The organism is Streptomyces sp. HD, assembly GCF_028369295.1.
In the GTDB taxonomy this organism is placed as follows: domain Bacteria; phylum Actinomycetota; class Actinomycetes; order Streptomycetales; family Streptomycetaceae; genus Streptomyces.
Genome location: NZ_JAQMYP010000017.1, coordinates 65,615 through 85,927 on the forward strand (window position 1 = coordinate 65,615; position 20,313 = coordinate 85,927).

General features: G+C 70.5%; 19 protein-coding genes. 11 read left to right on the forward strand and 8 right to left on the reverse strand.

Features of this window, described 5'->3' with window-relative positions; all coding sequences use genetic code 11:
• Positions 1 to 413 precede the first annotated feature (413 nt).
• From POF73_RS18285 to POF73_RS18295, 3 genes are all read left to right on the forward strand, one after another.
• Entirely contained in the window at positions 414 to 1,319 is a 906-nt protein-coding gene (locus POF73_RS18285; RefSeq protein WP_272116510.1) for a S1 family peptidase, read from the forward strand.
• A gap of 170 nt (positions 1,320 to 1,489) precedes the next feature.
• Positions 1,490 to 2,323: a slipin family protein gene (locus POF73_RS18290; RefSeq protein WP_272116512.1), complete on the forward strand. Its 834-nt coding sequence runs from the start codon at positions 1,490 to 1,492 to the stop codon at positions 2,321 to 2,323.
• Between the two features lie 277 nt (positions 2,324 to 2,600).
• Complete coding sequence (locus POF73_RS18295) at positions 2,601 to 3,683, forward strand: S1 family peptidase (protein WP_272116514.1); 1,083 nt, start codon at positions 2,601 to 2,603, stop codon at positions 3,681 to 3,683.
• A gap of 301 nt (positions 3,684 to 3,984) precedes the next feature.
• On the opposite strand, the gene POF73_RS18300 is transcribed toward POF73_RS18295, so the two are convergent.
• Complete coding sequence (locus POF73_RS18300) at positions 3,985 to 5,025, reverse strand: DUF3533 domain-containing protein (RefSeq protein WP_272116517.1); 1,041 nt, start codon at positions 5,023 to 5,025, stop codon at positions 3,985 to 3,987.
• A 173-nt stretch (positions 5,026 to 5,198) separates the two neighbouring features.
• Here POF73_RS18300 and POF73_RS18305 point away from each other — a divergent pair, with 173 nt between their 5' ends.
• A complete protein-coding gene (locus POF73_RS18305) occupies positions 5,199 to 8,696 on the forward strand; it encodes a DNA polymerase III subunit alpha (RefSeq protein ID WP_272116519.1) in 3,498 nt (1,165 codons plus the stop codon).
• The gene (locus POF73_RS18310) at positions 8,693 to 9,667 is read left to right on the forward strand and encodes a DNA polymerase Y family protein (RefSeq protein ID WP_272116521.1); all 975 of its coding nucleotides are present in this window, start codon (positions 8,693 to 8,695) and stop codon (positions 9,665 to 9,667) included. Before POF73_RS18305 ends, POF73_RS18310 begins: the two co-directional genes overlap by 4 nt.
• 17 nt (positions 9,668 to 9,684) lie before the next feature.
• On the opposite strand, the gene POF73_RS18315 is transcribed toward POF73_RS18310, so the two are convergent.
• Positions 9,685 to 10,059, reverse strand: coding sequence for a cupin domain-containing protein (locus POF73_RS18315; RefSeq protein ID WP_272116523.1), 375 nt, complete (start codon positions 10,057 to 10,059; stop codon positions 9,685 to 9,687).
• A 118-nt stretch (positions 10,060 to 10,177) separates the two neighbouring features.
• Between POF73_RS18315 and POF73_RS18320 the strand changes: the two genes are divergently transcribed.
• Positions 10,178 to 10,624, forward strand: a complete 447-nt coding sequence (locus tag POF73_RS18320) for a MarR family winged helix-turn-helix transcriptional regulator (RefSeq protein ID WP_272116525.1) — start codon at positions 10,178 to 10,180, stop codon at positions 10,622 to 10,624.
• Positions 10,625 to 10,796: 172 nt separating this feature from the next.
• Positions 10,797 to 11,666: an esterase/lipase family protein gene (locus tag POF73_RS18325; protein WP_272116527.1), complete on the forward strand. Its 870-nt coding sequence runs from the start codon at positions 10,797 to 10,799 to the stop codon at positions 11,664 to 11,666.
• Between the two features lie 112 nt (positions 11,667 to 11,778).
• Here POF73_RS18325 and POF73_RS18330 read toward each other — a convergent pair whose 3' ends face one another.
• A complete protein-coding gene (locus POF73_RS18330; protein WP_272116529.1) occupies positions 11,779 to 12,801 on the reverse strand; it encodes a lytic polysaccharide monooxygenase in 1,023 nt (340 codons plus the stop codon).
• A gap of 168 nt (positions 12,802 to 12,969) precedes the next feature.
• Here POF73_RS18330 and POF73_RS18335 point away from each other — a divergent pair, with 168 nt between their 5' ends.
• Positions 12,970 to 13,419 (forward strand): GNAT family N-acetyltransferase, encoded by a 450-nt coding sequence (locus POF73_RS18335; protein ID WP_272116531.1) that lies wholly within the window; start codon positions 12,970 to 12,972, stop codon positions 13,417 to 13,419.
• Positions 13,420 to 13,467: 48 nt separating this feature from the next.
• Here the strand turns inward: POF73_RS18335 and POF73_RS18340 are convergent, their stop codons facing one another.
• Positions 13,468 to 13,605 carry a hypothetical protein gene (locus POF73_RS18340; protein WP_272116533.1) on the reverse strand — a complete coding sequence of 46 codons (138 nt, stop codon included), beginning with the start codon at positions 13,603 to 13,605 and terminating at the stop codon, positions 13,468 to 13,470.
• Positions 13,606 to 13,745: 140 nt separating this feature from the next.
• Here POF73_RS18340 and POF73_RS18345 point away from each other — a divergent pair, with 140 nt between their 5' ends.
• The gene (locus POF73_RS18345) at positions 13,746 to 14,375 is read left to right on the forward strand and encodes a class I SAM-dependent methyltransferase (RefSeq protein ID WP_272116535.1); all 630 of its coding nucleotides are present in this window, start codon (positions 13,746 to 13,748) and stop codon (positions 14,373 to 14,375) included.
• Here the strand turns inward: POF73_RS18345 and POF73_RS18350 are convergent.
• A complete protein-coding gene (locus POF73_RS18350) occupies positions 14,372 to 14,875 on the reverse strand; it encodes a DUF402 domain-containing protein (protein ID WP_272116537.1) in 504 nt (167 codons plus the stop codon). The two genes, POF73_RS18345 and POF73_RS18350, sit on opposite strands and share 4 nt — an antisense overlap.
• Positions 14,856 to 15,785, reverse strand: coding sequence for a GNAT family N-acetyltransferase (locus tag POF73_RS18355; RefSeq protein ID WP_272116539.1), 930 nt, complete (start codon positions 15,783 to 15,785; stop codon positions 14,856 to 14,858). The genes POF73_RS18350 and POF73_RS18355 overlap by 20 nt, the downstream gene beginning before the upstream one ends.
• A 71-nt stretch (positions 15,786 to 15,856) precedes the next feature.
• On the opposite strand from POF73_RS18355, the gene POF73_RS18360 reads away from it, so the two are divergent.
• On the forward strand, positions 15,857 to 16,228 hold the full coding sequence (locus POF73_RS18360) for a GntR family transcriptional regulator (RefSeq protein ID WP_272116541.1): 372 nt from the start codon (positions 15,857 to 15,859) through the stop codon (positions 16,226 to 16,228).
• Between the two features lie 583 nt (positions 16,229 to 16,811).
• On the opposite strand, the gene POF73_RS18365 is transcribed toward POF73_RS18360, so the two are convergent.
• Together POF73_RS18365 and POF73_RS18370 are read right to left on the reverse strand one after the other, a co-directional pair.
• Entirely contained in the window at positions 16,812 to 17,582 is a 771-nt protein-coding gene (locus tag POF73_RS18365; protein ID WP_272116544.1) for a DUF72 domain-containing protein, read from the reverse strand.
• Positions 17,583 to 17,618: 36 nt separating this feature from the next.
• Positions 17,619 to 18,713, reverse strand: coding sequence for a DUF5925 domain-containing protein (locus tag POF73_RS18370; protein ID WP_272116546.1), 1,095 nt, complete (start codon positions 18,711 to 18,713; stop codon positions 17,619 to 17,621).
• Between the two features lie 165 nt (positions 18,714 to 18,878).
• On the opposite strand from POF73_RS18370, the gene POF73_RS18375 reads away from it, so the two are divergent.
• Positions 18,879 to 20,291, forward strand: coding sequence for a GH39 family glycosyl hydrolase (locus tag POF73_RS18375; RefSeq protein ID WP_272116548.1), 1,413 nt, complete (start codon positions 18,879 to 18,881; stop codon positions 20,289 to 20,291).
• Positions 20,292 to 20,313 lie beyond the last annotated feature (22 nt).

The window sequence follows — 20,313 nt, forward strand, 5'->3', positions numbered from 1 at the left end:
GTCCGGGAAGGCGGCGACTTCCGGACATCTCCGGGGCGTGGACAACCGGTGGACAGTCGATGCCGATGGAGCCGTCCGGGCCGGGTGTGGGGGGTGTACGGGGAGCGTCGGTTGGTTGTGTTGATGCACGAGGGGGCGTGCGGGGCACGTGACTTCGACCGCGGTCCGAGACAGGGCACGACTCGTGTCGAGAGCAGCGCTGACCGGGGCGGGTGTGACCAATCAGCCCAGATCGTTCAAATGTTGACGGCCGAAAGGCGCCCTTGCGGCTACCCGTCCTTCGGCCGAATACTCCCCCTCAGCGCTTGTCAGGGGCACGGCGTGTTCGGAATCCGGAGGCGTTCGGCCAACTGACTGCGCCTCACGGGCCCCGACCCCACGCGGGCCCCCGGCTTCCCTGGAGGGAACGAAAAGTGAGGATCGAGCGCACCACTCCCCGCAGCGGCATTGCGAGACGGACCCGGCTGATCGCCGTATCCACCGGCCTCGTGGCCGCAGCCGCGATCGCGATCCCCAACGCGAACGCAGCGGACACTCCCACCACCTTCAGCGCCGCCCAGCTCAAGAGCGCCGGCGCCTCCGTGCTGAAGGCCGACGTCCCGGGCACCGCCTGGGCCGTCGACAGCAAGACCGACCGTGTGGTCGTCACCGCCGACAGCACGGTCTCCCAGGCGGAGATCGCGAAGATCAAGCAGCAGGCCGGGGCCAACGCCGACGCGCTGACGATCAAGCGCACCCCCGGCAAGTTCAGCAAGTTCATCCAGGGCGGCGACGCCATCTATGCGAGTAGCTGGCGCTGCTCGCTCGGCTTCAACGTCCAGGACAGCAGCGGCAACCAGTACTTCCTGACGGCCGGTCACTGCACCGACGGCGCGGGCACCTGGTACTCCAACTCCGGCCGCACCAACGTCATCGGTTCGACCGCCGGGTCCAGCTTCCCGGGCAACGACTACGGCATCGTGCGTTACTCCGGTTCCGTCAGCCGGCCCGGCACCGCGAACGGCGTCGACATCACCCGCGCGGCCACGCCGAGCGTGGGCACCACCGTCATCCGCGACGGCTCCACCAGCGGCACGCACAGCGGCCGGGTCACCGCCCTGAACGCGACCGTCAACTACGGTGGCGGCGACGTCGTCGGCGGCCTGATCCAGACCACGGTCTGCGCCGAGCCCGGCGACTCCGGCGGTTCGCTGTACGGCAGCAACGGCACCGCCTACGGTCTGACCTCCGGTGGCAGCGGCAACTGCACCTCCGGCGGCACGACCTTCTTCCAGCCGGTCACCGAGGCTCTCAGCGCGTACGGCGTCAGCGTCTACTGACGTCCGTCCGGACCTCGCGTTCAGTATGGCCTGAACCGCAGCCAGCAGCATCGAGCCCCCGCACGCAACTGCCGTGCGGGGGCTCGCCCTTGGTCGTGAGGCGGGGTTACCGTCGGAGTACAGGCAGGACTCCCCTGTAACGCGCCCACGTCGGACCCTGGGGGTCGGTGATGGTCGAGGAGCTGGTGGTGGCGGGAGTGGCGCTCGCGTCCGCCGCAGTGGTGTACGTCGCGGCGGCCGCGCGGGTCGTCAAGCAGTACGAACGGGGCGTGGTCTTCCGCCTCGGGAGGCTCCGGCCGCAAGTGCGCGGGCCCGGGTTCACGATGATCGTTCCGGGCTTCGACCGGCTGCAGAAGGTGAACATGCAGATCGTGACGATGCCCGTGCCCGCGCAGGAGGGAATCACACGGGACAACGTCACCGTGCGGGTCGACGCCGTCGTCTACTTCAAGGTGACCTCGCCGGCCGAGGCGGTCGTGCGGGTGCAGGACTACCGGTTCGCGGTCTCGCAGATGGCGCAGACCTCGCTCAGGTCCATCATCGGCAAGAGCGAGCTGGACGATCTGCTGTCCAACCGCGAAAAGCTCAACCAGGGGCTGGAGTTGATGATCGACAGCCCGGCGGTCGAGTGGGGTGTGACGATCGACCGGGTGGAGATCAAGGATGTGTCGCTGCCCGAGACCATGAAGCGGTCGATGGCCCGGCAGGCGGAGGCCGACCGGGAGCGGCGGGCGCGGGTGATCAACGCCGACGCGGAGCTTCAGGCCTCGAAGAAACTGGCCGAGGCCGCTCATCAGATGTCCGATGCGCCGGCGGCCCTTCAGTTGCGGCTGCTGCAGACGGTGATGGCGGTGGCGGCCGAGAAGAACTCCACCTTGGTGCTGCCGATTCCGGTGGAATTGTTGCGATTTCTTGAGAAAGGGGCGGGCGTCACGGGCGAACGTCCGCCGCTCGAAGTCCGCTTGGAATCGGACCCCGAAGGGGCGAATTTGAGACAGGAGTAGACCTCACACGCTGCTTATGGTTCGCTCGCTGGCGGTGTTTGCTGTGCGAAGAGAGCGGGTGTGACTGTGCACGGTCAAGTCGGCGGGGGCGCGCAGCGGTGTTCTACGCGCGTCCGGAAGTCGACCTTGTGTGCTCCCTTCGAACCTAGGAATAGTGAGAGTTGTTCAACCGGTGCGGGTGCGGCTTTTGTTGTGAGTCGTCCCCGTGGCCGTACGCCTTCCGGTCCGTCGAGGTCCCCACAACCTCTCGGGCCGACCCCCCACAGGAGGACGTGAGTTGAAGCACCGACGCATACCCAAGCGGCGTGCAGCCCTGGCAGGTGCGGGTATCGCCGCACTGGTGGCCGCGGGCGTGACTTTGCAGTCTGCGAACGCGAGTGAGACGCCTGAGGCGTCCTCGCCGAAGCTCCTTTCGGTCGGCGCGGCCGGAAAGCTCGCCTCTACGCTCGCCAAGGACCTCGGCGCCGATGCCGCGGGTACCTACTACGACGCGCAGGCCAAGAACCTTGTGGTGAACGTCCTCGACGAGGCCGCCGCCGATGCCGTCGAGGCGGCCGGCGCCAAGGCCAGAGTCGTCGAGAACTCTCTCGCCGAGCTGAAGAGCGCCCGTACGACGCTCAAGCAGGACGCGACCATTCCCGGCACCTCCTGGATGACGGACCCGACGACCAACAAGGTTGTCGTGACGGCCGACCGTACGGTGTCCAAGGCCGAGTGGGCCAAGCTCGGCAAGGTGGTCGACGGGCTGGGTGCCACGGCGGAACTGAAGCGGACGAAGGGGGAGTTCAAGCCCTTCATCGCCGGTGGTGACGCGATCACCGGTGGCACCGGGCGCTGCTCGCTCGGCTTCAACGTGGTCAAGGGCGGCGAGCCGTTCTTCCTGACCGCCGGGCACTGCACGGAGTCGATCTCCACCTGGTCGGACTCCAGCGGGACCGAGATCGGGAAGAACGAGACGTCCAGCTTCCCGGACAACGACTACGGGCTGGTCAAGTACACGGCTGAGGTCGACCACCCGAGCGAGGTCAACCTCTACAACGGGTCCTCGCAGGCGATCAGCGGTGCCGCCGACGCCACCGTGGGTATGGCGGTCACCCGTAGCGGGTCCACCACCCAGGTGCACGAGGGCAAGGTGACCGGCCTGGACGCCACCGTGAACTACGGCAACGGTGACATCGTCAACGGGCTGATCCAGACCGACGTCTGCGCCGAGCCCGGTGACAGTGGTGGTTCGCTGTTCTCCGGCGACAAGGCGGTTGGGCTCACCTCCGGTGGCAGCGGTGACTGCACCTCCGGTGGGGAGACCTTCTTCCAGCCGGTGACCGAGGCGCTGTCTGCCACGGGTACCGAGATCGGCTGACACGTTTGGCGCATTGCGGAGTCCCGTCCCGGGTTGTGGGGGGCGGGACTTTGCGTGTGCCTTCGGCGGGTGGGCCGATATGCCTGCGGCGGCCCGTTGCTGTTCGGTGGGGGTGCGTGTAGCGCCTTGGGTTGCGTTGTGGGTCGGGGCCGCGCCGGGGGGTGTCCGTCCTCGGTCGGGCGGTTGCTCTTCTCAAGAGGTGCTGTTTCTTGACGCCCGCCGCTGCGGGCGGACACCCCTCGGCACGTCCCCTTCCCGCCGTACGCGGGTGCGGGTTCGCTTCACCCGGTGCGTTTGCTTCCTACGGTGCTTTGGGCTCCCTGCCTCGTAGGGTCGCCGCCAGGAGTGTGATCGCGGTTCCTGCTGCTGCCCATGCTGAGAGGGTCAGTAGGGAGGCGGTCATGTCGTTGCCGTTGAAGTAGGCGATCGAGCGGGTTGCCCAGGTGCCCGCGCCTGGGGGCAGGGCTGGGCCGATGTCTCGCCAGAACGGTGGGAGCAGTGGGGGCGGGAGGGCGCCGCCTGCGCTGGGGTTGCCCAGGATGACGATGATCAGGATGACCAGGCCGATGCCGGCGAGGCCGAAGACGGCCTGGAAGGCGAGGGTGGCCGCGCCCACCGCGAAGATGATCAGGGCGCCCAGGCCCCAGAGGGCGGCGATGCTGCCTGGCAGGGCGCCCAGGATGGGGCCGACGATCAGGGCGCCGCCCAGGCCGCCGACGATGGCGACCACGGCCATGGCGATGAGGCGGATCACCGAGCGTCTCGGGGTGGGGCGGCGGGCGCCCGAGCTGATCGTCATGATCGATGCGCAGAGGTAGCCGCCCACGCACCAGCCCACGGTCAGGTAGAAGGACGTGAGTCCGTTGGCGTCGTGTGGGTCGGCGGGGGCCACGTCGAGGGTGCGGAGGGTGCGGGCCTCGGACTTCTCCAGCGCGGTGACGAGGTTCTCCAGGGTCGTGGCCAGCACTCTTCCGCCTCCGGTGGTGACCAGGAGGGTGTCGGTGGTGCTTGCCGGGTCGATCAACAGGGCGCCGTCGATCTCTCGGTTCAGGATCTGGGCGCGGGCCGTTGCCGGGTTGGGCAGCGAGCGGGGGTTCAGGGGGTCGCCGGGGAGGTTTTCCAGTCGGGTCACCGCTTGCTGGGCGGCCGCCTGGGGGGCCACCACTCCGAAGGGCACGTCCTTGGGCTTCGGGTCGTGGAGCGCGCCCACATAGGAGGTGATGAAGAGCAGGGCGAGGGCCACCGTGCCGATCATGAGCAGCGTGGCTCGTGGGGTGACGGCGTCTTTCACCTCGGCCATGAAGGGGCTGTGGGGAGTGTCGGCGCCGGTGGTCTGCGTCATGCCCCCACGGTCCGGGGCTCCGGGCGTTTGTGCAGGTGGGAGGCGGCCGAACGGATGTCGTACGAGTGTTCGAGAAATGGGCTGGAGATGGTCTATGGTGGGGGTGGGAGAAGTGGGAACTAGTGTTCGATGGTCGGGGTTCCGGCCCGGACGCATGAGTGCGGGAGGTGCGTGTGCCGGGGTTCACGCATCTGCACACCGCCTCCGGGTTCTCCTTGAGGTACGGCGCCTCGCACCCGGAGCGGCTGGCCGAGCGTGCCTCCGAGCGGGGCATGGATGCCCTGGCGCTCACTGATCGCGACACGCTCGGGGGTGCGGTTCGTTTCGCCAAGGCCTGTGCGGCGGCGGGGGTGCGGCCGTTGTTCGGTGTGGAGCTCGCCGTGGCGGAGTTCGAGGCCGTGGGGGCGGGTGAGACTCCGGGGCGGCGGCGGGTGCCCGTGCGCGGGGGTGCCTTTGTCGATGAGTCCATGTGCCGGGTCACCTTTATCGCCCGGGACGGGGCCCATGGGTGGGGTGATCTGTGCCGAATCGTTTCTGCCTCGCATGGTGGAGACGGGCGCGGTGAGGAGGGGCGCGGCGGAGAGGGGCCGCCGGTGTTGCCCCGGGGCGACAACCGGGGGGACGGGCTGACCGTCCTGCTCGGTACCGAGTCCGATGTCGGGCGTGCGCTCGCCGCCGGTCGTCCTGATCGGGCGGCCCGGCTGCTGGTGCCCTGGCGGGAGGTCTACGGCGACTCCCTGCGGCTGGAGGCCGTCTGGCACGGGCGCAAGGGCACCGGCCCGGGCTCGCTGCGCCTGGCCGCCCGTACCGTCGGCTTCGCCGCCGAGCAGCGGGTGCGGCCCGTGCTGAGCAACGCCGTCCGGTACGCCGACCCGGGCCTTGGGCCGGTCGCCGATGTGCTGGACTCCGCGCGGCGGCTCGTGCCCATCGACTCCACCAAGGAACTGGACTCCGGCGAGGCCTGGCTCAAGGGTGCGGACGACATGCTCGGGGTGGCGGAGCGGGTCGTCGAGGCCGCCGGCTTCCGGCGCGACACCGCGTACCGGCTGCTGGAGCAGACCCGGGCGACGGCCGCCGAATGCCTGGTCGATCCCGAGGACGATCTGGGGATCGGCAGCGTCCACTTTCCCGAGCCGTATCTCGTCGGTGCCGGGCGGCGCACCGCCCAGCGGGCGCTCGCCTCGCGGGCGGTGGCGGGCATGGTGCTGCGCGGCCACGACGGGCAGCGGGCGTACTGGGAACGGCTGCACCAGGAGCTGGACATCATCGCCCACCACGGGTTCGCCTCGTACTTCCTGACGGTTGCTCAAGTCGTCGATGACGTAAGGGAGATGGGGATCCGGGTGGCCGCGCGCGGCTCCGGTGCGGGGTCGCTCGTCAACCATCTGCTCGGTATCGCGCACGCCGATCCCGTGGAGCACGGGCTGCTGATGGAGCGCTTCCTGTCCAAGCGGCGGCTGGTGCTGCCCGATATCGACATCGACGTGGAGTCCGCGCGGCGGCTTGAGGTCTATCGCGCGATCATCGACCGGTTCGGGACCGAGAGGGTCGCGACCGTCTCGATGCCGGAGACCTATCGGGTGCGGCACGCCGTCCGGGACGTGGGTGCCGCCCTGTCCATGGACCCCGCCGACATCGACCGCATCGCCAAGTCCTTCCCGCACATCCGCGCGCGCGACGCCCGGGCGGCGCTGGAGGAACTGCCCGAGCTGCGGAAACTGGCGGGGGAGCGGGAGAAGTACGGCAAGTTGTGGGAGCTGGTCGAGGCGCTCGACGCGCTGCCGCGTGGCATCGCCATGCATCCGTGCGGGGTGCTCCTGTCCGACGCCTCGCTGCTTTCCCGTACGCCCGTCATGCCGACCAGCGGCGAGGGCTTCCCCATGTCGCAGTTCGACAAGGACGACGTCGAGGACCTCGGGCTGCTCAAGCTCGACGTGCTGGGCGTGCGGATGCAGTCGGCGATGGCGCACGCGGTCGCGGAGGTGGAGCGGGTCACGGGCGAGCGGGTCGATCTGGACGCCCTCGACTTCGAGCGGGGGGACGGCGATCCGGAGACGTATCGGCTCATTCGTTCCGCTGAGACCCTGGGGTGCTTCCAGATCGAGTCGCCGGGGCAGCGGGACCTGATCGGGCGGCTCCAGCCGGCCACCTTCCACGATCTCGTCGTCGACATCTCGCTCTTCCGGCCCGGCCCGGTCGCCGCCGACATGGTGCGGCCGTTCATCGAGGCACGGCACGGGCGGGCGCCGGTGCGGTATCCGCACGAGGATCTTCAGGAGCCGCTGCGGGAGACGTACGGGGTCGTCGTCTTCCATGAGCAGATCATCGACATCGTGCACATCATGACCGGCTGCGGGCGGGGCGAGGCCGACCGGGTGCGGCGCGGGTTGTCCGACCCCGAGTCGCAGGGGCGGATCCGGGTGTGGTTCGCGCAGCACGCGGCGGCCAACGGATATGACGCGGAGACCGTTCGGCGGACCTGGGAGATCATCGAGGCCTTCGGGTCGTACGGCTTCTGCAAGGCGCACGCGGTCGCCTTCGCCGTGCCGACCTATCAGTCGGCCTGGCTGAAGGCCCATCACCCGGCCGCCTTCTACGCCGGGCTGCTCACGCATGACCCCGGGATGTATCCGAAGCGGCTGCTGCTGGCGGACGCGCGGCGGCGTGGGGTGCCGATCCTGCCGTTGGACGTGAATGTGTCGGGGGTCGCACATCGGATCGAACTGGTGTCTGAATCTGCGGGTTCGAAGGAGACTTGGGGGCTGCGGCTCGCCCTCTCCGACGTGCATGGCATCAGTGAGGCCGAGGCGGCTCGGATCGCGGACGGGCAGCCGTACGCCTCGCTGCTCGACTTCTGGGAGCGGGGCCGGCCCAGTCGTCCGCTCGCTGGGCGGCTTGCGCAGGTCGGTGCGCTGGACGCCTTCGGGTCCAATCGGCGTGATCTGCAACTGCATCTGACCGAACTGCACCGGGGCGCCCGGGGCAAGGGCGGCGGCGGGGGACAGCTCCCGCTGGCCGGCGGGCGGAAGACGGCCGGGGCCGGGCTGCCCGACCTCACCTCGGCGGAGCGGCTCAGCGCCGAGCTGGGGGTGCTGTCGATGGATGCCTCGCGGAATCTGATGGACGACCACCGGGCGTTCCTCGACGAGTTGGGCGTCGTCTCGGCGCGGCGGCTGCGGGAGGCGCGGCACGGGGAGACCGTGCTGGTCGCGGGGGCCAAGGCAGCCACTCAGACGCCGCCGATCCGGTCCGGCAAGCGGGTCATCTTCAGCACGCTGGACGACGGGACGGGCCTGGTGGATCTCGCCTTCTTCGACGACTCGCACGACGCGTGCGCCCACACCGTCTTCCACTCCTGGCTGCTGCTGGTGCGTGGGGTCGTGCAGCGGCGCGGGCCGCGCAGCCTGAGTGTGGTGGGCTCCGCCGCCTGGAACCTCGCCGAGCTGGTCGAGCTGCGCGCCGAAGGCGGGCTGGACGAGGTGGCGGCGCGGCTGGCCGAACCGGTGGCGGCGCCTGAGCCGACGGGGGACGGCGGGGATCCGGCGCGCGGCCGGCGAATCCACATGCCCACCGGATACGAACTCAACCCGTGGGCCGATCTACGACCGGCGGGTCAAGAGCCTTCACAGGTACGGAAGTTGTGGCACCAGAGTCCGGGGAGTGCGGGATGACCATCCTCTGCGTACGTTTCCAGCTGCCGCCGATGTGCGAGGCGGCCCTGCCCGGGCTGCTCGGACTGCTGGAGGACTTCACGCCGGTCGTCCAGGCGCTGCCACCGGACGGGGCGCTGGTCGATCTGCGGGGCGCCGAGCGGTACTTCGGGCGGGACGCGGTCGAGCTGGCGTCGGTGATCCGGGTGCGCGCCCTCGCCCACCACGGGGTCGACTGTGTGATCGGCGCCGGGCCGGGGCCGATGCTGGCCCGCGTGGCACTGGGGGACGCGCGGCCCGGGGTGACGTGCGCGGTGCCCGAGGAGCCGGACGCCATCGCGGAGTTCCTCGCCGGCAAGCCCGTCGCCGCGCTGCCCGGTGTCGGCGCCGCGACCGCCCGCACCCTGTGCGAGTACGGTCTCGACAGCCTGGGTCTGGTCGCCGCCGCGCCGCTGTCCACGCTCCAGCGGCTGGTCGGCGTGAAGACGGGCCGTGAGCTGCGCGAGAAGGCGAGCGGAATCGACCGGGGCCGGGTCGTGCCGAACGCCATGTCGCGCTCGCTGGCCACCGAACGCCCCTTCACCCGGGACGAGTTGGACCCCGACCGGCACCGCCGCGCCCTGCTCTCGGCCGCCGAGGAACTGGGCGCCCGGCTGCGCGCCCTGGACAAGGTCTGCCGCACCCTGACCCTCACCGCCCGCTATGCCGACCGCTCCTCGACGACCCGCAGCCGCACCCTGAAGGAGCCGACGGCCCACTCGGCGGCGCTGACCAGGGCGGCGTACGGCATGTACGAAGGCCTCGGCCTCCAGCGCGCCCGCGTCCGGGCTCTCGCCCTGCGCGTCGAGGGGCTCGACCCCGCCGAGCAGGCCTCCTACCAGCTCAGCTTCGACCCGCTCGACGAGAAGGCCCGCCGTATCGAGGAGGTCGCGGACCGCGCGCGAGCGAAGTTCGGGCCGCGTGCGGTGATGCCGGGGTCGCTGGCCGCCTGACTCCTTTTGGTCATCGGTCAGTTGGCCCACGGCGGCACGATGCGTGTACCGTCGGCCAGCTCCGCCGTCAGGCCGATGGATGTGGTGACCCAGGTGACGGCGGTGCGCTCGGTCGGGTTCTCGACGGTCAGGGTGGCACCGGGGTTGATGATCAGGGTGTCGCCGGCCGTGATCCGGTCGGCGCGGCCGTCGAGTGTGATCAGCAGTTCGCCGTCGAGCAGATGGAGGATCTCCTCGCGGTTGACGGTGTGCGCGGGCGCCTTGGTCCCCGCCGGGATCTCGCCGCGCCAGGCGCACAGCTCCTTGCTGCCGGTGTCGGGCGTGGCGTACGAGACGAAACGGGCGCCATGGATCTCGTGGGTGACGGCCTCGGACGCGCGGATTACGGGCATGGGTGCCTCCTGTGTGGTGTGCGGGCGGTGTGCAGGAGCTAAATGGTCAAGCAGATTGACCATATGTATCTATGGTCAAGCTGCTTGACCAATTCGTCAAGGGTGTTTCAATGCCTGCGTGCAGAACTCCGAAGCCATGGCCCTGTCCGCCGCCCTGCTCGCCGTCGCCGGTGAGCTCACGCAACGCATCAATGACGGCGTGGTCGCCCGGGGCTTCGAGGGGGTGCGGCCCGCGCATGGTTTCGCGTTCGCGCGGCTCGCTCCGAGCGGTGCGACGGTCACCGACCTCGCCGTTCATCTCGGGGTGACCAAGCAGGCGGCGAGTCAGCTCGTCGACGAGATCGTACGCAAGGGGTATGCCGAGCGGCGGCCGCATCCCGATGACGCGCGGGCGCGGCTGGTCGTGCTGACCGAGCAGGGGTGGGCCTGTACCCGTGCGGCCGAGGAGGCGGCGGCGGAGGTCGTGCGGGGGTGGGGCGACGTGCTCGGTGAGGTCGAAGTGCGGGCGCTGCTCGGGCAATTGGTCCGCATCGCGCCCTATGGGCCCATCAGGCCTGCCTGGTGATGGTTCATCGGTGGTTGTGAACCGCCCCTGACTATCACTGGAAGTTTTTACTGACGCGTAACTTCACACCTCTACTACTCGCCCGTAACTTGACGAGTGAACAGCATCCCGTGATCCGGATCACAGGGCGTAAGGCCGTCGTACCTCCCTTGAGCCGCAAGGAGATCACCCGATGCTGCCCTGGAAACGAGTGCTCAGACCTCTGGCCGCGCTGCTGCTGACCACCGCGGTCGCCGTCGTTCCCGCCACCACCGCCCAGGCGGCCGACGCGGCCGCGACTTCGAGCAGTGGCTGGAACGACTACTCCTGCAAGCCGTCCGCCGCCCATCCCCGCCCCGTCGTCCTCGTGCACGGCACCCTCGGGAACTCCGTCGACAACTGGCTGGGACTCGCGCCCTACCTGAAGGGCCGCGGCTACTGCGTCTTCTCCCTCGACTACGGCCAACTGCCGGGCGTGCCGTTCTTCCACGCGCTCGGCCCCATCGACAAGTCGGCCGAGCAGCTCTCCGCCTATGTCGACAAGGTGCTCGCCGCGACCGGCGCCGCCGAGGCCGACCTCGTCGGTCACTCGCAGGGCGGCATGATGCCCCGCTACTACGTCAAGTTCCTCGGCGGTGCCGCCAAGGTGAACGCCCTCGTCGGCATCGCGCCCAACAACCACGGCACCACGCTGTCCGGGCTCGCCAACCTGCTGCCGTACTTCCCCGGCGCGGAGGACCTGCTCAGCAGCGCCACCCCCGCCCTCGCCCAGCAGGTCGCCGGATCCGACTTCATGAACAAACTCAACGCGGGCGGAGACACCGTTTCCGGCGTCCGCTACACGGTCATCGCCACCAAGTACGACGAGGTGGTCACGCCGTACCGGACCCAGTTCCTGACCGGGCCCGATGTGAAGAACGTGCTGATCCAGGACCTGTGCGCGGTCGACATATCCGAGCACGCGTTCCTGGGCCTGACCGACCGGATCGCCTTCCACGAGGTGGCCAACGCGCTCGACCCGGCCCACGCCAGCCCCACCACCTGTGCGTCCGGGATCAGTTGAGCACGTGAGCACGTGAGCACGTGAGCACGTGAGCACCTGAGTCCGTGGATGCTGGACACACCGCCGGGGTCTGACCGGCCTGAGCCGCCGGTCAGACCCCGGAGCCTTGGTGTCAGCGGCCGTGGCGAGCGCCGCCGGCCGCGCGCCTGCGCACCGATGCGAACAGGACCGCCGAACCGAGCGCCAGGGTGGCCGCGCCGCCCATCGCGAGATACGGCGTGCTGCCGTCCCCGCCGGTCTCGGCGAGGTTCTCGCTCGCACCGGCCGCCTTCGGCCGGTTGGCCGGGGCCGCGGGCTGAGCCTCCTCGGCCGCCGCGGCCGGCTCCGCCGACGTACTGGCGTCCTGGTCGCCGTGGCCGTGGTGCTCGACCGTCGACTGGTCGGCACCGGCCTCGATCTGCTCCTCGGAGGGCGCGGAGGCGCTCGGGGCGGGCGCGGCCCCGCCGCCGGAGTGGCCTGAGCCGCCCGTGCCGGTGCCGCCCCCGTTTCCGCCACTGCCGCCGCCGAAGGCGACGTCCGAGCAGGAGTAGAACGCCTCCGGGCTGTCGGAGCGCTGCCAGACCGCGTACAGCAGGTGCTTGCCCGAGCGCTGGGGCAGGGTGCCGGAGAACGTGTAGAAGCCGCCCGAGGCCGCCGGGTCGGTGGCCGTCGCCACCGGGTTCGCCAGGTCCAGGTCGTCCCAGGCCAGTGGCTTCGCGGGGTCGTAGCCAGGCTTGGTGACGTAGACCTTGAAGGTGCCCTTGTGCGGGGCGGTCACGCGGTACTTGAAGGTGTACGACCCGCTGCTCACGCGCGTCGCCGGCCAGTCGGCGCGGGCTTGGTCGAGGCCCTTGAACTCCTCGCTGTTCGCGCTGCACAGCTTGCCGTCCGGGATGAGCTCCTGGTGCCGGCCGGCCGCGTCGCCGATGCGTATGCCGTTCCAGTCGTACAGGGCCTGCGCCCCGCCCGCCGAGACCGCCGCCTTGCACGCGTCGGACTTCGGGCTCTCCGGACCCTCCGCGTAGCACTGCGAGACCCGGCTGACCGGGTCGCCCATCGAACCGTGCGCCGCGGCGGGGGCGGCGGCGAGGGCGGTCAGGGCGAGCGGGGTCAGGCCGAGCGCGGCGACGGCGGCGGCCTTGCGGCGTGCGGGCATGGAAGATCTCCTCAGGGGGGTTCTGACACGTGGGGTGAATCCCGTGGGGGCGATCAGAAACTAGCCCGAGGAAACCGCGGAATCGCCTGCTGAAGGCGGGTGATGGCGATCTTTAGGGTCGCCTTAAGGGAGTGTTCGGACTGGGATCAGGTAGCTAGCGTTCGTGTCATGACGAGCGAGGAGATCCGGCCCGCGACGGCCGCCGACGTACCCGTGGTGAGGGCCGTGACCGACGCGGCCTACACGCCCTACATCGAGCGCATCGGCCTGGTGCCCGTGCCCATGGAGGCGGACCACGCGGCGGACGTGGCCGCGGGGAAGGTGTTCGTGACGGGTGATCCGGTGATCGGCCTCGTGGTGATCGAGGCGTACGTCGACCATCTGTACCTCGACAGCATCGCCGTCCACCCCGACGCGCACGGCACGGGCGTGGGGCGACGGCTGCTGCACTTCGTGGACGCACGCGCGCGTGCGCTCGGCCTGCCCGAGGTCAGGCTTCTGACGAACGCGAAGATGTGGGAGAACCAGAAGATCTACCCGAAGTACGGCTATGAGGTCGTCGAGCGTCGGGTGGACGGGCCGTACGACCGCATCCACTACCGCAAGCGGCTGACCTGACGCGTTTGCGTTGTGTGCGTTTTCGTTGTCTGCGGCCGGCAGGGCGTCTCAGCCGTCCGGCCACCAGGTGCGTGCGATGTCCTTGCGGACCTCCGGTCGTCCCGAGGGGCTCTCGTCGGCCTCCTCCCGGACCCGGCGGGCGTCCGTCTTCCTCTTCAGGGGCTTCTGCACGGTCATACGGCGCATGGCTGCCTCCTTCGGGGTCCACCGAGTTCCTCGTTCATATGGGAGGTAGACCCTTTCGGGGAGAGTTCCTCATCGCCGCCGGCCCTGTCAGTGGCGGCTGTCACCATTCGACTGTCAGTGGCGGGTGTCACTCTTGGCGCATGACGAACGGTGAACACGCCCTCACAGGGGCGGACCTGGACTGGGACGCCGCCGCCCCCTCCTTCGACGACGAACCGGACCATGGCCTGCGCGACCCCGAGGTGCGCCAGGCCTGGGCCTCCCGGCTGCGCTCGTGGCTGCCCGGGCGCGCGTCCGACGTGCTCGACCTCGGCTGCGGCACCGGCAGCCTGTCGCTGCTCGCGGCCGAACAGGGACACCGGGTCACGGGCGTGGACCGCTCCCCGGCGATGGTGGACCTCGCCCGCGCCAAGCTCGCCGGACGTGACGCGGCGTTCCTCGTCGGTGACGCGGCGGCGCCGCCGGTCGGGGAGGAGCGGTACGACGTCGTCCTCGTACGGCATGTCCTGTGGACGCTGCCCGACCCGGCGCGCGTGCTGCGGCACTGGGTGGGGCTGCTGCGACCCGGGGGACGGCTGGTGCTGGTCGAGGGCGTGTGGGGGACGGTCAGCCCCGTCGGCATACCGGCGGACCGGCTCACCGGCCTGCTCGCCCCGCTCGCCGCCCACGTGCGCGTGGACCGGCTGTCGGACGACGAGCTGCTCTGGGGGAAGGCCGTGGACGACGAGCGGTATGCCGTGGTGGCGGAGGTCCAGGCCGGGGCTCTCTAGGCGAGCAAGGACTCCAGGCCGCCCTCCGCGCCGGCGAGCGCCTCCAGCTCGTCCAGGGCCGCCAACGCCGCGGCGGCGGCCTCGGGGTCCGACTCCGCCAGGCCGCTCTCGGCGAACTCGTCCTCGTCGAGACGGCGTACGTCCGTGCCGTCGGCGGACCGCCACAGGTCCAGGTCGAGGTCCTCGACGACCAGCTCGGCGCCGGACAGCGTGGCCGGGCGGGTGATGTCGCAGTACCAGCCCTTGAGGGCGCCCGCGCTGTCGCGGACCTCCTTCACGGCGTACCAGCGGTCGCGCCAGTAGTACTCGGTGAAGACATCGCCCGGCTCGAACCGCACGAAGCCGAAGTCACGGACCCCGGCGCCGGACCAGGGGGCTCGGACGGCGATCCGGGTGCCGTCGTCGGCGACCAGCTCGGCCGCGTAACGGATCTTCGTACGGCCGCCCTTGACGAGGACCACGTCCAGCGGGCGTGTCCGTTCAGCCGAGTTCGCGGACATGGCGGACCTCCGTCGCGCAGATCTCGTAGCCGAACCACTTGTTGATCGCGAGCATCGGGCCGTTGCCGGTGTCGTTGCCCGTGAACGCCTCCGTGAGACCGGCGGCGCGTGCGCGGTGCAGGGAGTCGTTCTTGGCGAGTTTGGCCAGGCCTCGGCCGCGGAAAGCGCGGGCGGTGCCGGTCATGGCGTTGGTGTACCGGGTGGCGCCGTCCGTACGGGCCAGGCTGAAGGCCGCGGGACGGCCGTCGACGACCGCGACGGACGTCAGCTCACGGCTGAGGAGAGGGTGGTTCCAGGTCTCCTCCAGCCAGGCCTCGTAATCCGTGAACTCGTAGGTGACGTCGCTCGGTTCGTCCGACGCCGTCTCCGCGTCCAGCTCGAACAGCGGGCGTGGATCGTCCGCGAAGTCGGCTGCCGTGCGCAACTCGACGCCCGGGGGCGGGGCCTGGACCGGGGGCAGCGTGCCGCCCGCCAGGTCCAGCCGGAGGAAGTGCGCCGAGCGGCCCGCGCGGTAGCCGTGCCGCTCGGCGAAGGCGCGGTTGCCCGGTGCGTCGAGGATCCACGCGAACAGCCTGGTCGCTCCCCGCTCGGCGAGGTATTCCTCGGCGGTGCGGACCAGCAGTGTGCCGGCGCCGCGGCCGGTGCGCTCCGGGTGGACGTACACGTTGACGTAGCCCTGGCCGGGCTCCGGGCTGTCGTGGACGAGCCCGACCTGGGCGGTGCCGATCACCTCGCCGTCCTCCTCCGCGACGAGCGGGCGGTACCGGGCGTCGGGGTGGATGTGTGTGACGTCGTAGGCGACGGCGTCCGGGGTCCCCACCATGAAGGGCAGGGCGAGGTGGCGGACGTGGGAGAAGCCCTCGATGTCGGCTCGGACGTCGGGACGCAGAGGGCGCACGGTAATAGTCATCGCGGCGCACGCTACGGGGGAGATGCGCCACGGTGCCTCTCATTTTCCGCGGGGTACGGGACAATCGCTGCGTGACTTTGAAGATCCGCATCGACGACAGTGCCGCACCGTACGAGCAGGTACGGGCCCAGATCTCCGAGCAGGCGCGATCGGGGGTGCTGCCGGTGGGCTACCGGCTGCCGACCGTGCGGGGGCTGGCCGAGTCGCTGGGGCTGGCGGCCAACACGGTCGCCAAGGCGTACCGGGCGCTGGAGAGCGACGGGGTGATCGAGACGCGGGGGCGCAACGGCACGTTCGTGGCTGCCGCCGGCTCGGCCGCGGAGCGTGAGCTGGCGGCAGCCGCGCAGGTGTACGCGGAGCGGGCCCGACAGCTGGGTCAGGACGAGAAGACGGCACTCGCAGCCGTGCGGGATGCCCTGCGGGCGGCTCAGGGGGAGCGCTGAGCTGGGATCGCTGCGAGGAGGGCTGGGCGGGGATCGACACCGCCGGATTCCGCCGTCACGGCTGCTCGCCGTTGCGGCGGAGAGTAATGGGGCGGGGCTGAGGGGGGCGTTGCGGCGGAGGGTGATGGGGCGGGGCTGAGGGGGGCGTTGCGGCGGAGGGTGATGGGGCGGGGCTGAGGGGGGCGTTGCGGCGGAGAGTGATGGGGCGGAGCTGAACGGGGCGTCGCGGCGGAGGGCAACGGAGCGGGTTGCTGACGGAAGCGTCGCGGCGGAGAGCGACGTTGCGGGGGCTGAGCGGGGCGTTGCGGCGGAGGGCAACGGAGCGGGTTGCTGACGGAAGCGTCGCGGCGGAGAGCGACGTTGCGGGGGCTGAGCGGGGCGTCGCGGCGGAGGGCAACGGAGCGGGTTGCTGACGGAAGCGTTGCGGGGCGACCGGCCCTAAAGCGTGTTGCAGAACTCGGACCGATCTCCAGAAAGCTGCTTCGAAGGCCCCGTCAGGACGGAGGAAATCGGCGCACAATCGGGCAGTTGATCTTGCCGCGGGTGGCCGGATCCTACTGTGATCGTCGTTCTGCAACAGCCTTTAGGCATGCGCCAGGTGCTTCGGCGTGCGAGTCGGTCGCAGGCCGCCCGCCCTCGCCGCCCGCGCGAACGTCATCGCGTCCTCCACCGCCGCGCCCGTCGGGTCGTTGTTGAAGTACGCGTACACGTCGTCGTCGGCGGACCACGTGTCGGCGATGCGGTGGGCCCAGGTGTCCAGGGCCTGGCGGCCGTAGTGCGGCCAGCGTCGGGCTCGGCCCTCGTGGAAGCGGATGTAGCCCCAGTCGGCGGTGCGCCACAGCGGGGTCACGGGGCGGGACTCGGCGTCGGCCCAGCACAGGGCGGCGCCCCGGGACTCCAGGACCTCGCGGATCTCCGGTGTCCACCAGCTGTCGTGCCGGGGCTCGACCGCGACCCGCGCCGACGCCGGGAAGCACGCCAGACAGGCGTCCAGCAGCCCGGCATCCGCCCGCAGCGTAGGCGGGAGTTGCAGCAGGACCGGGCCCAGCCGGGCGCCCAGCCCCTCCGCGTGGGTCATCAGGCGCGTCACCGGTTCCTCGGGATCCCGTAGCCGCTTGATGTGGGTCAGGTAGCGGCTCGCCTTCACCGCGACCACGAAGTCACCCGGCACCCGGTCCCGCCACGCCTCGAAGTTCTCCCGCGTCGGCAGGCGGTAGAAGGCGTTGTTGATCTCGACCGTGGCGAAGTGTGCCGTGTACTCCTCAAGCCACAGCCGGATGGGGACGTCCGGCGGGTACAACACGTCCCGCCAGTCCCGGTACTGCCACCCCGACGTCCCGACGAACAGGGTCATACGTCCATCAAAGCACCCCGCACCACCGGGGCGCCCCTACAGATACAGCCCCGCGTCCGCCCCTTCCCGAGGCTCCGGCAGCGACGTCGGAGACGTCCCCCGCTTCAGCGCGTACAGCTCCGCCAGGGTCGCCCCCTCCCGGCCGACCCCCTCCTCGGTGCCCAGCCAGCCCACGGCCTCCCGGCGCGTCAGCGGCCCCACCTCGATACGGGCCAGACAACGGCCGGGGCGGACGACGGCGGGGTGGAGACGCTCCAGGTCCTCGTTGGTCGTCACACCGACCAGGACGTTGCGGCCCTGGCCGAGCAGGCCGTCCGTCAGGTTGAGCAGCCGCGACAGCGCCTGCCCGGCCGTGTGCTTCGCCTCGCCGCGGATCAGCTCGTCGCAGTCCTCCAGGAGCAGCAGCCGCCAGCGACCCTTGCCGGTCGAGTCCTCCTCGCCGATCGCGATGTCCATGAGATAGCCGACGTCGCTGAACAGGCGCTCCGGATCCAGGACACAGTCCACCTGGCACCAGTCCCGCCAGGAGCGGGCCAGCGTGCGCAGCGCCGACGTCTTGCCGGTGCCCGGCGGGCCGTGCAGCAGGAGCAGACGGCCCGCGATGTCCTCCGGGGTGGTCTTCATCAGCCGGTCCATCGCGTCCGCGACCGGCCCGGTGTAGTTGTCCCGCACCTCGTCCCAGGTGCCCGCCGAGATCTGCCGGGTCGTGCGGTGCGGGCCGCGCCTGGGGGAGACGTACCAGAAGCCCATGGTCACGTTCTCCGGCTGCGGCTCGGGCTCGTCCACCGCGCCGTCCGTCGCCTCGCCCAGCACCCGCGCCGCCAGCTCCTCGCTGGTCGCGGTCACCGTGACGTCGGCGCCGCGGTTCCAGCGGGAGATCAGCAGGGTCCAGCCGTCGCCCTCCGCCAGCGTCGCGCTGCGGTCGTCGTCACGGGCGGCGCGCAGCACCCGGGCGCCCGGCGGCAGCAGCGTCGCCCCGGACCGTACGCGGTCGATGTTCGCCGCGTGCGAGTACGGCTGCTCGCCCGTCGCGAAGCGGCCGAGGAACAGCGCGTCGACGACGTCGGACGGCGAGTCGCTGTCGTCGACGTTGAGCCGGATCGGCAGAGCGTCGTGTGGGTTCGCAGACATGCGGCCATGATCCGGCACGAAAGCGCCGTGTGCACCCGGTTTCCAGGTGACGACGCCCGGCCGTGGTCGTGCCCGACGCTTTCGCCGTGCCCCTCAGTCCTGTTACACGACCGTGTACGACGAAAGCCGCCCGAGCCGCCGACACCGCCGTTACCGTTGTCCTTGATGGGACGTCATGGGTGGAATTCGGGGGCGCGGCGGTGGCGGCTCACCGCACTGCTCGGCGTGGGCGCGGCGGCTCTGGCGCTGATCGTGACCCTCCTCAACACGCTTCCGGGGAACGGCGTGAACACCGACGGCACCTCACGGGACGGGGACCGGCCGCACGGCACCCCGAGCGCCACGCCGGACGCGACGAATCCGGATGTCGGCTGGGGCTTCACGCACACGCAGAACAGCGCGGACGAGGGCACCCCGGCCGCGGTCGAGCGCGTCGAGGGACGGCTCGCGGACGCCGGCGGGATGCCCCAGATCCAGCACATCATGGGCTGGGGCGCCGACAATCCCGAGCCGGTCAGGGGGCGTTACGACTTCGACGCGATGGACCGCCGTATCGACTTCATCCGCGCCTCCGGCAGCACCCCGGTCGTCACCCTGTGCTGCGCCCCGGACTGGATGAAGGGCGGCGAGGCCGGTGTCGACCACACCGACTGGAGCCAGGGCGCCTTGGAGACGGCACCCGAGCCCGAACACTTCGAGGACTTCGCCGCGCTCGCGGTGACCGTCGCCAAGCGCTACCCGGACGTACGGCACTTCATCGTCTGGAACGAGGCCAAGGGTTTCTGGAACGACGCCGAGGGCCGCTGGGACTACGAGGGCTACACCAAGCTGTACAACCTGGTCTACAAGGCGTTGAAGAAGGTCAACCCGGAGATCATGGTCGGCGGGCCGTACATCGTGATGGACAGCGTCGACCCGCGCGCGGAGGAGGCGTCGGCGGCGCTGAAGGGCCCCTGGGGCGCCCTGGACCAGCGCACCGTCGACGCATTCGAGTACTGGAACGAGCACAAGGCGGGCGCCGACTTCGTAGTCGTGGACGGCTCCAGCTACACCCGTGACGACGAGCTCCTGCCCGACGAGTTCACGGCCACCGACAAGTTCACGGCCGTGAGCCGGTGGGTGCGCGAGCAGACCGGCGATCTGCCGCTGTGGTGGGCGGAGTACTACGTCGAGCCCGCCGACGGCAACGACGACCGCAAGGGCTGGTCCGAGACCCGCCGCGTCGCCGTCCAGGCCGCCGGGATGATGGCGTTGGCCAAGGGCGGCGCCTCCTCGGCCTTCTACTGGAACCCGGAGGAGGAGAAGGGCACCGAGTGCGCCGGCTGTCTGTGGACGCCGACCGACAGCGCGAGCGGCGGGAAGAAGCTGCCGATGTACGACCTGGTCTCCCGGTTCAGCAAGGAGTTCCGGCCGGGCGCCGAGTACAAGGAGGTGCCCGTGGACGGTCCCGACGTCCGGGTCCTGGCCACGGACAAGGTGATCCTCGCGGTGAACACCCTCGACCGGCAGACCAGCACGAAGATCGACGGTGCGAAGGTCGTGCTTCAGGCGTACGAGGTGAAGTGGCTCAAGCGCTGAGCCACTTCACCTCCGCCATCCC

Excerpts from the sequence above, each read along its gene's own strand:
- POF73_RS18290 (WP_272116512.1), top strand. The coding sequence starts at position 1,490 with ATGGTCGAGGAGCTGGTGGTGGCGGGAGTGGCGCTCGCGTCCGCCGCA.
- POF73_RS18300 (WP_272116517.1), bottom strand. The coding sequence starts at position 5,025 with ATGACGCAGACCACCGGCGCCGACACTCCCCACAGCCCCTTCATGGCC.
- POF73_RS18310 (WP_272116521.1), top strand. The coding sequence starts at position 8,693 with ATGACCATCCTCTGCGTACGTTTCCAGCTGCCGCCGATGTGCGAGGCG.
- POF73_RS18315 (WP_272116523.1), bottom strand. The coding sequence starts at position 10,059 with ATGCCCGTAATCCGCGCGTCCGAGGCCGTCACCCACGAGATCCATGGC.
- POF73_RS18325 (WP_272116527.1), top strand. The coding sequence starts at position 10,797 with ATGCTGCCCTGGAAACGAGTGCTCAGACCTCTGGCCGCGCTGCTGCTG.
- POF73_RS18330 (WP_272116529.1), bottom strand. The coding sequence starts at position 12,801 with ATGCCCGCACGCCGCAAGGCCGCCGCCGTCGCCGCGCTCGGCCTGACC.
- POF73_RS18335 (WP_272116531.1), top strand. The coding sequence starts at position 12,970 with ATGACGAGCGAGGAGATCCGGCCCGCGACGGCCGCCGACGTACCCGTG.
- POF73_RS18340 (WP_272116533.1), bottom strand. The coding sequence starts at position 13,605 with ATGCGCCGTATGACCGTGCAGAAGCCCCTGAAGAGGAAGACGGACGCC.
- POF73_RS18345 (WP_272116535.1), top strand. The coding sequence starts at position 13,746 with ATGACGAACGGTGAACACGCCCTCACAGGGGCGGACCTGGACTGGGAC.
- POF73_RS18350 (WP_272116537.1), bottom strand. The coding sequence starts at position 14,875 with ATGTCCGCGAACTCGGCTGAACGGACACGCCCGCTGGACGTGGTCCTC.
- POF73_RS18355 (WP_272116539.1), bottom strand. The coding sequence starts at position 15,785 with ATGACTATTACCGTGCGCCCTCTGCGTCCCGACGTCCGAGCCGACATC.
- POF73_RS18365 (WP_272116544.1), bottom strand. The coding sequence starts at position 17,582 with ATGACCCTGTTCGTCGGGACGTCGGGGTGGCAGTACCGGGACTGGCGG.
- POF73_RS18370 (WP_272116546.1), bottom strand. The coding sequence starts at position 18,713 with ATGTCTGCGAACCCACACGACGCTCTGCCGATCCGGCTCAACGTCGAC.
- POF73_RS18375 (WP_272116548.1), top strand. The coding sequence starts at position 18,879 with ATGGGACGTCATGGGTGGAATTCGGGGGCGCGGCGGTGGCGGCTCACC.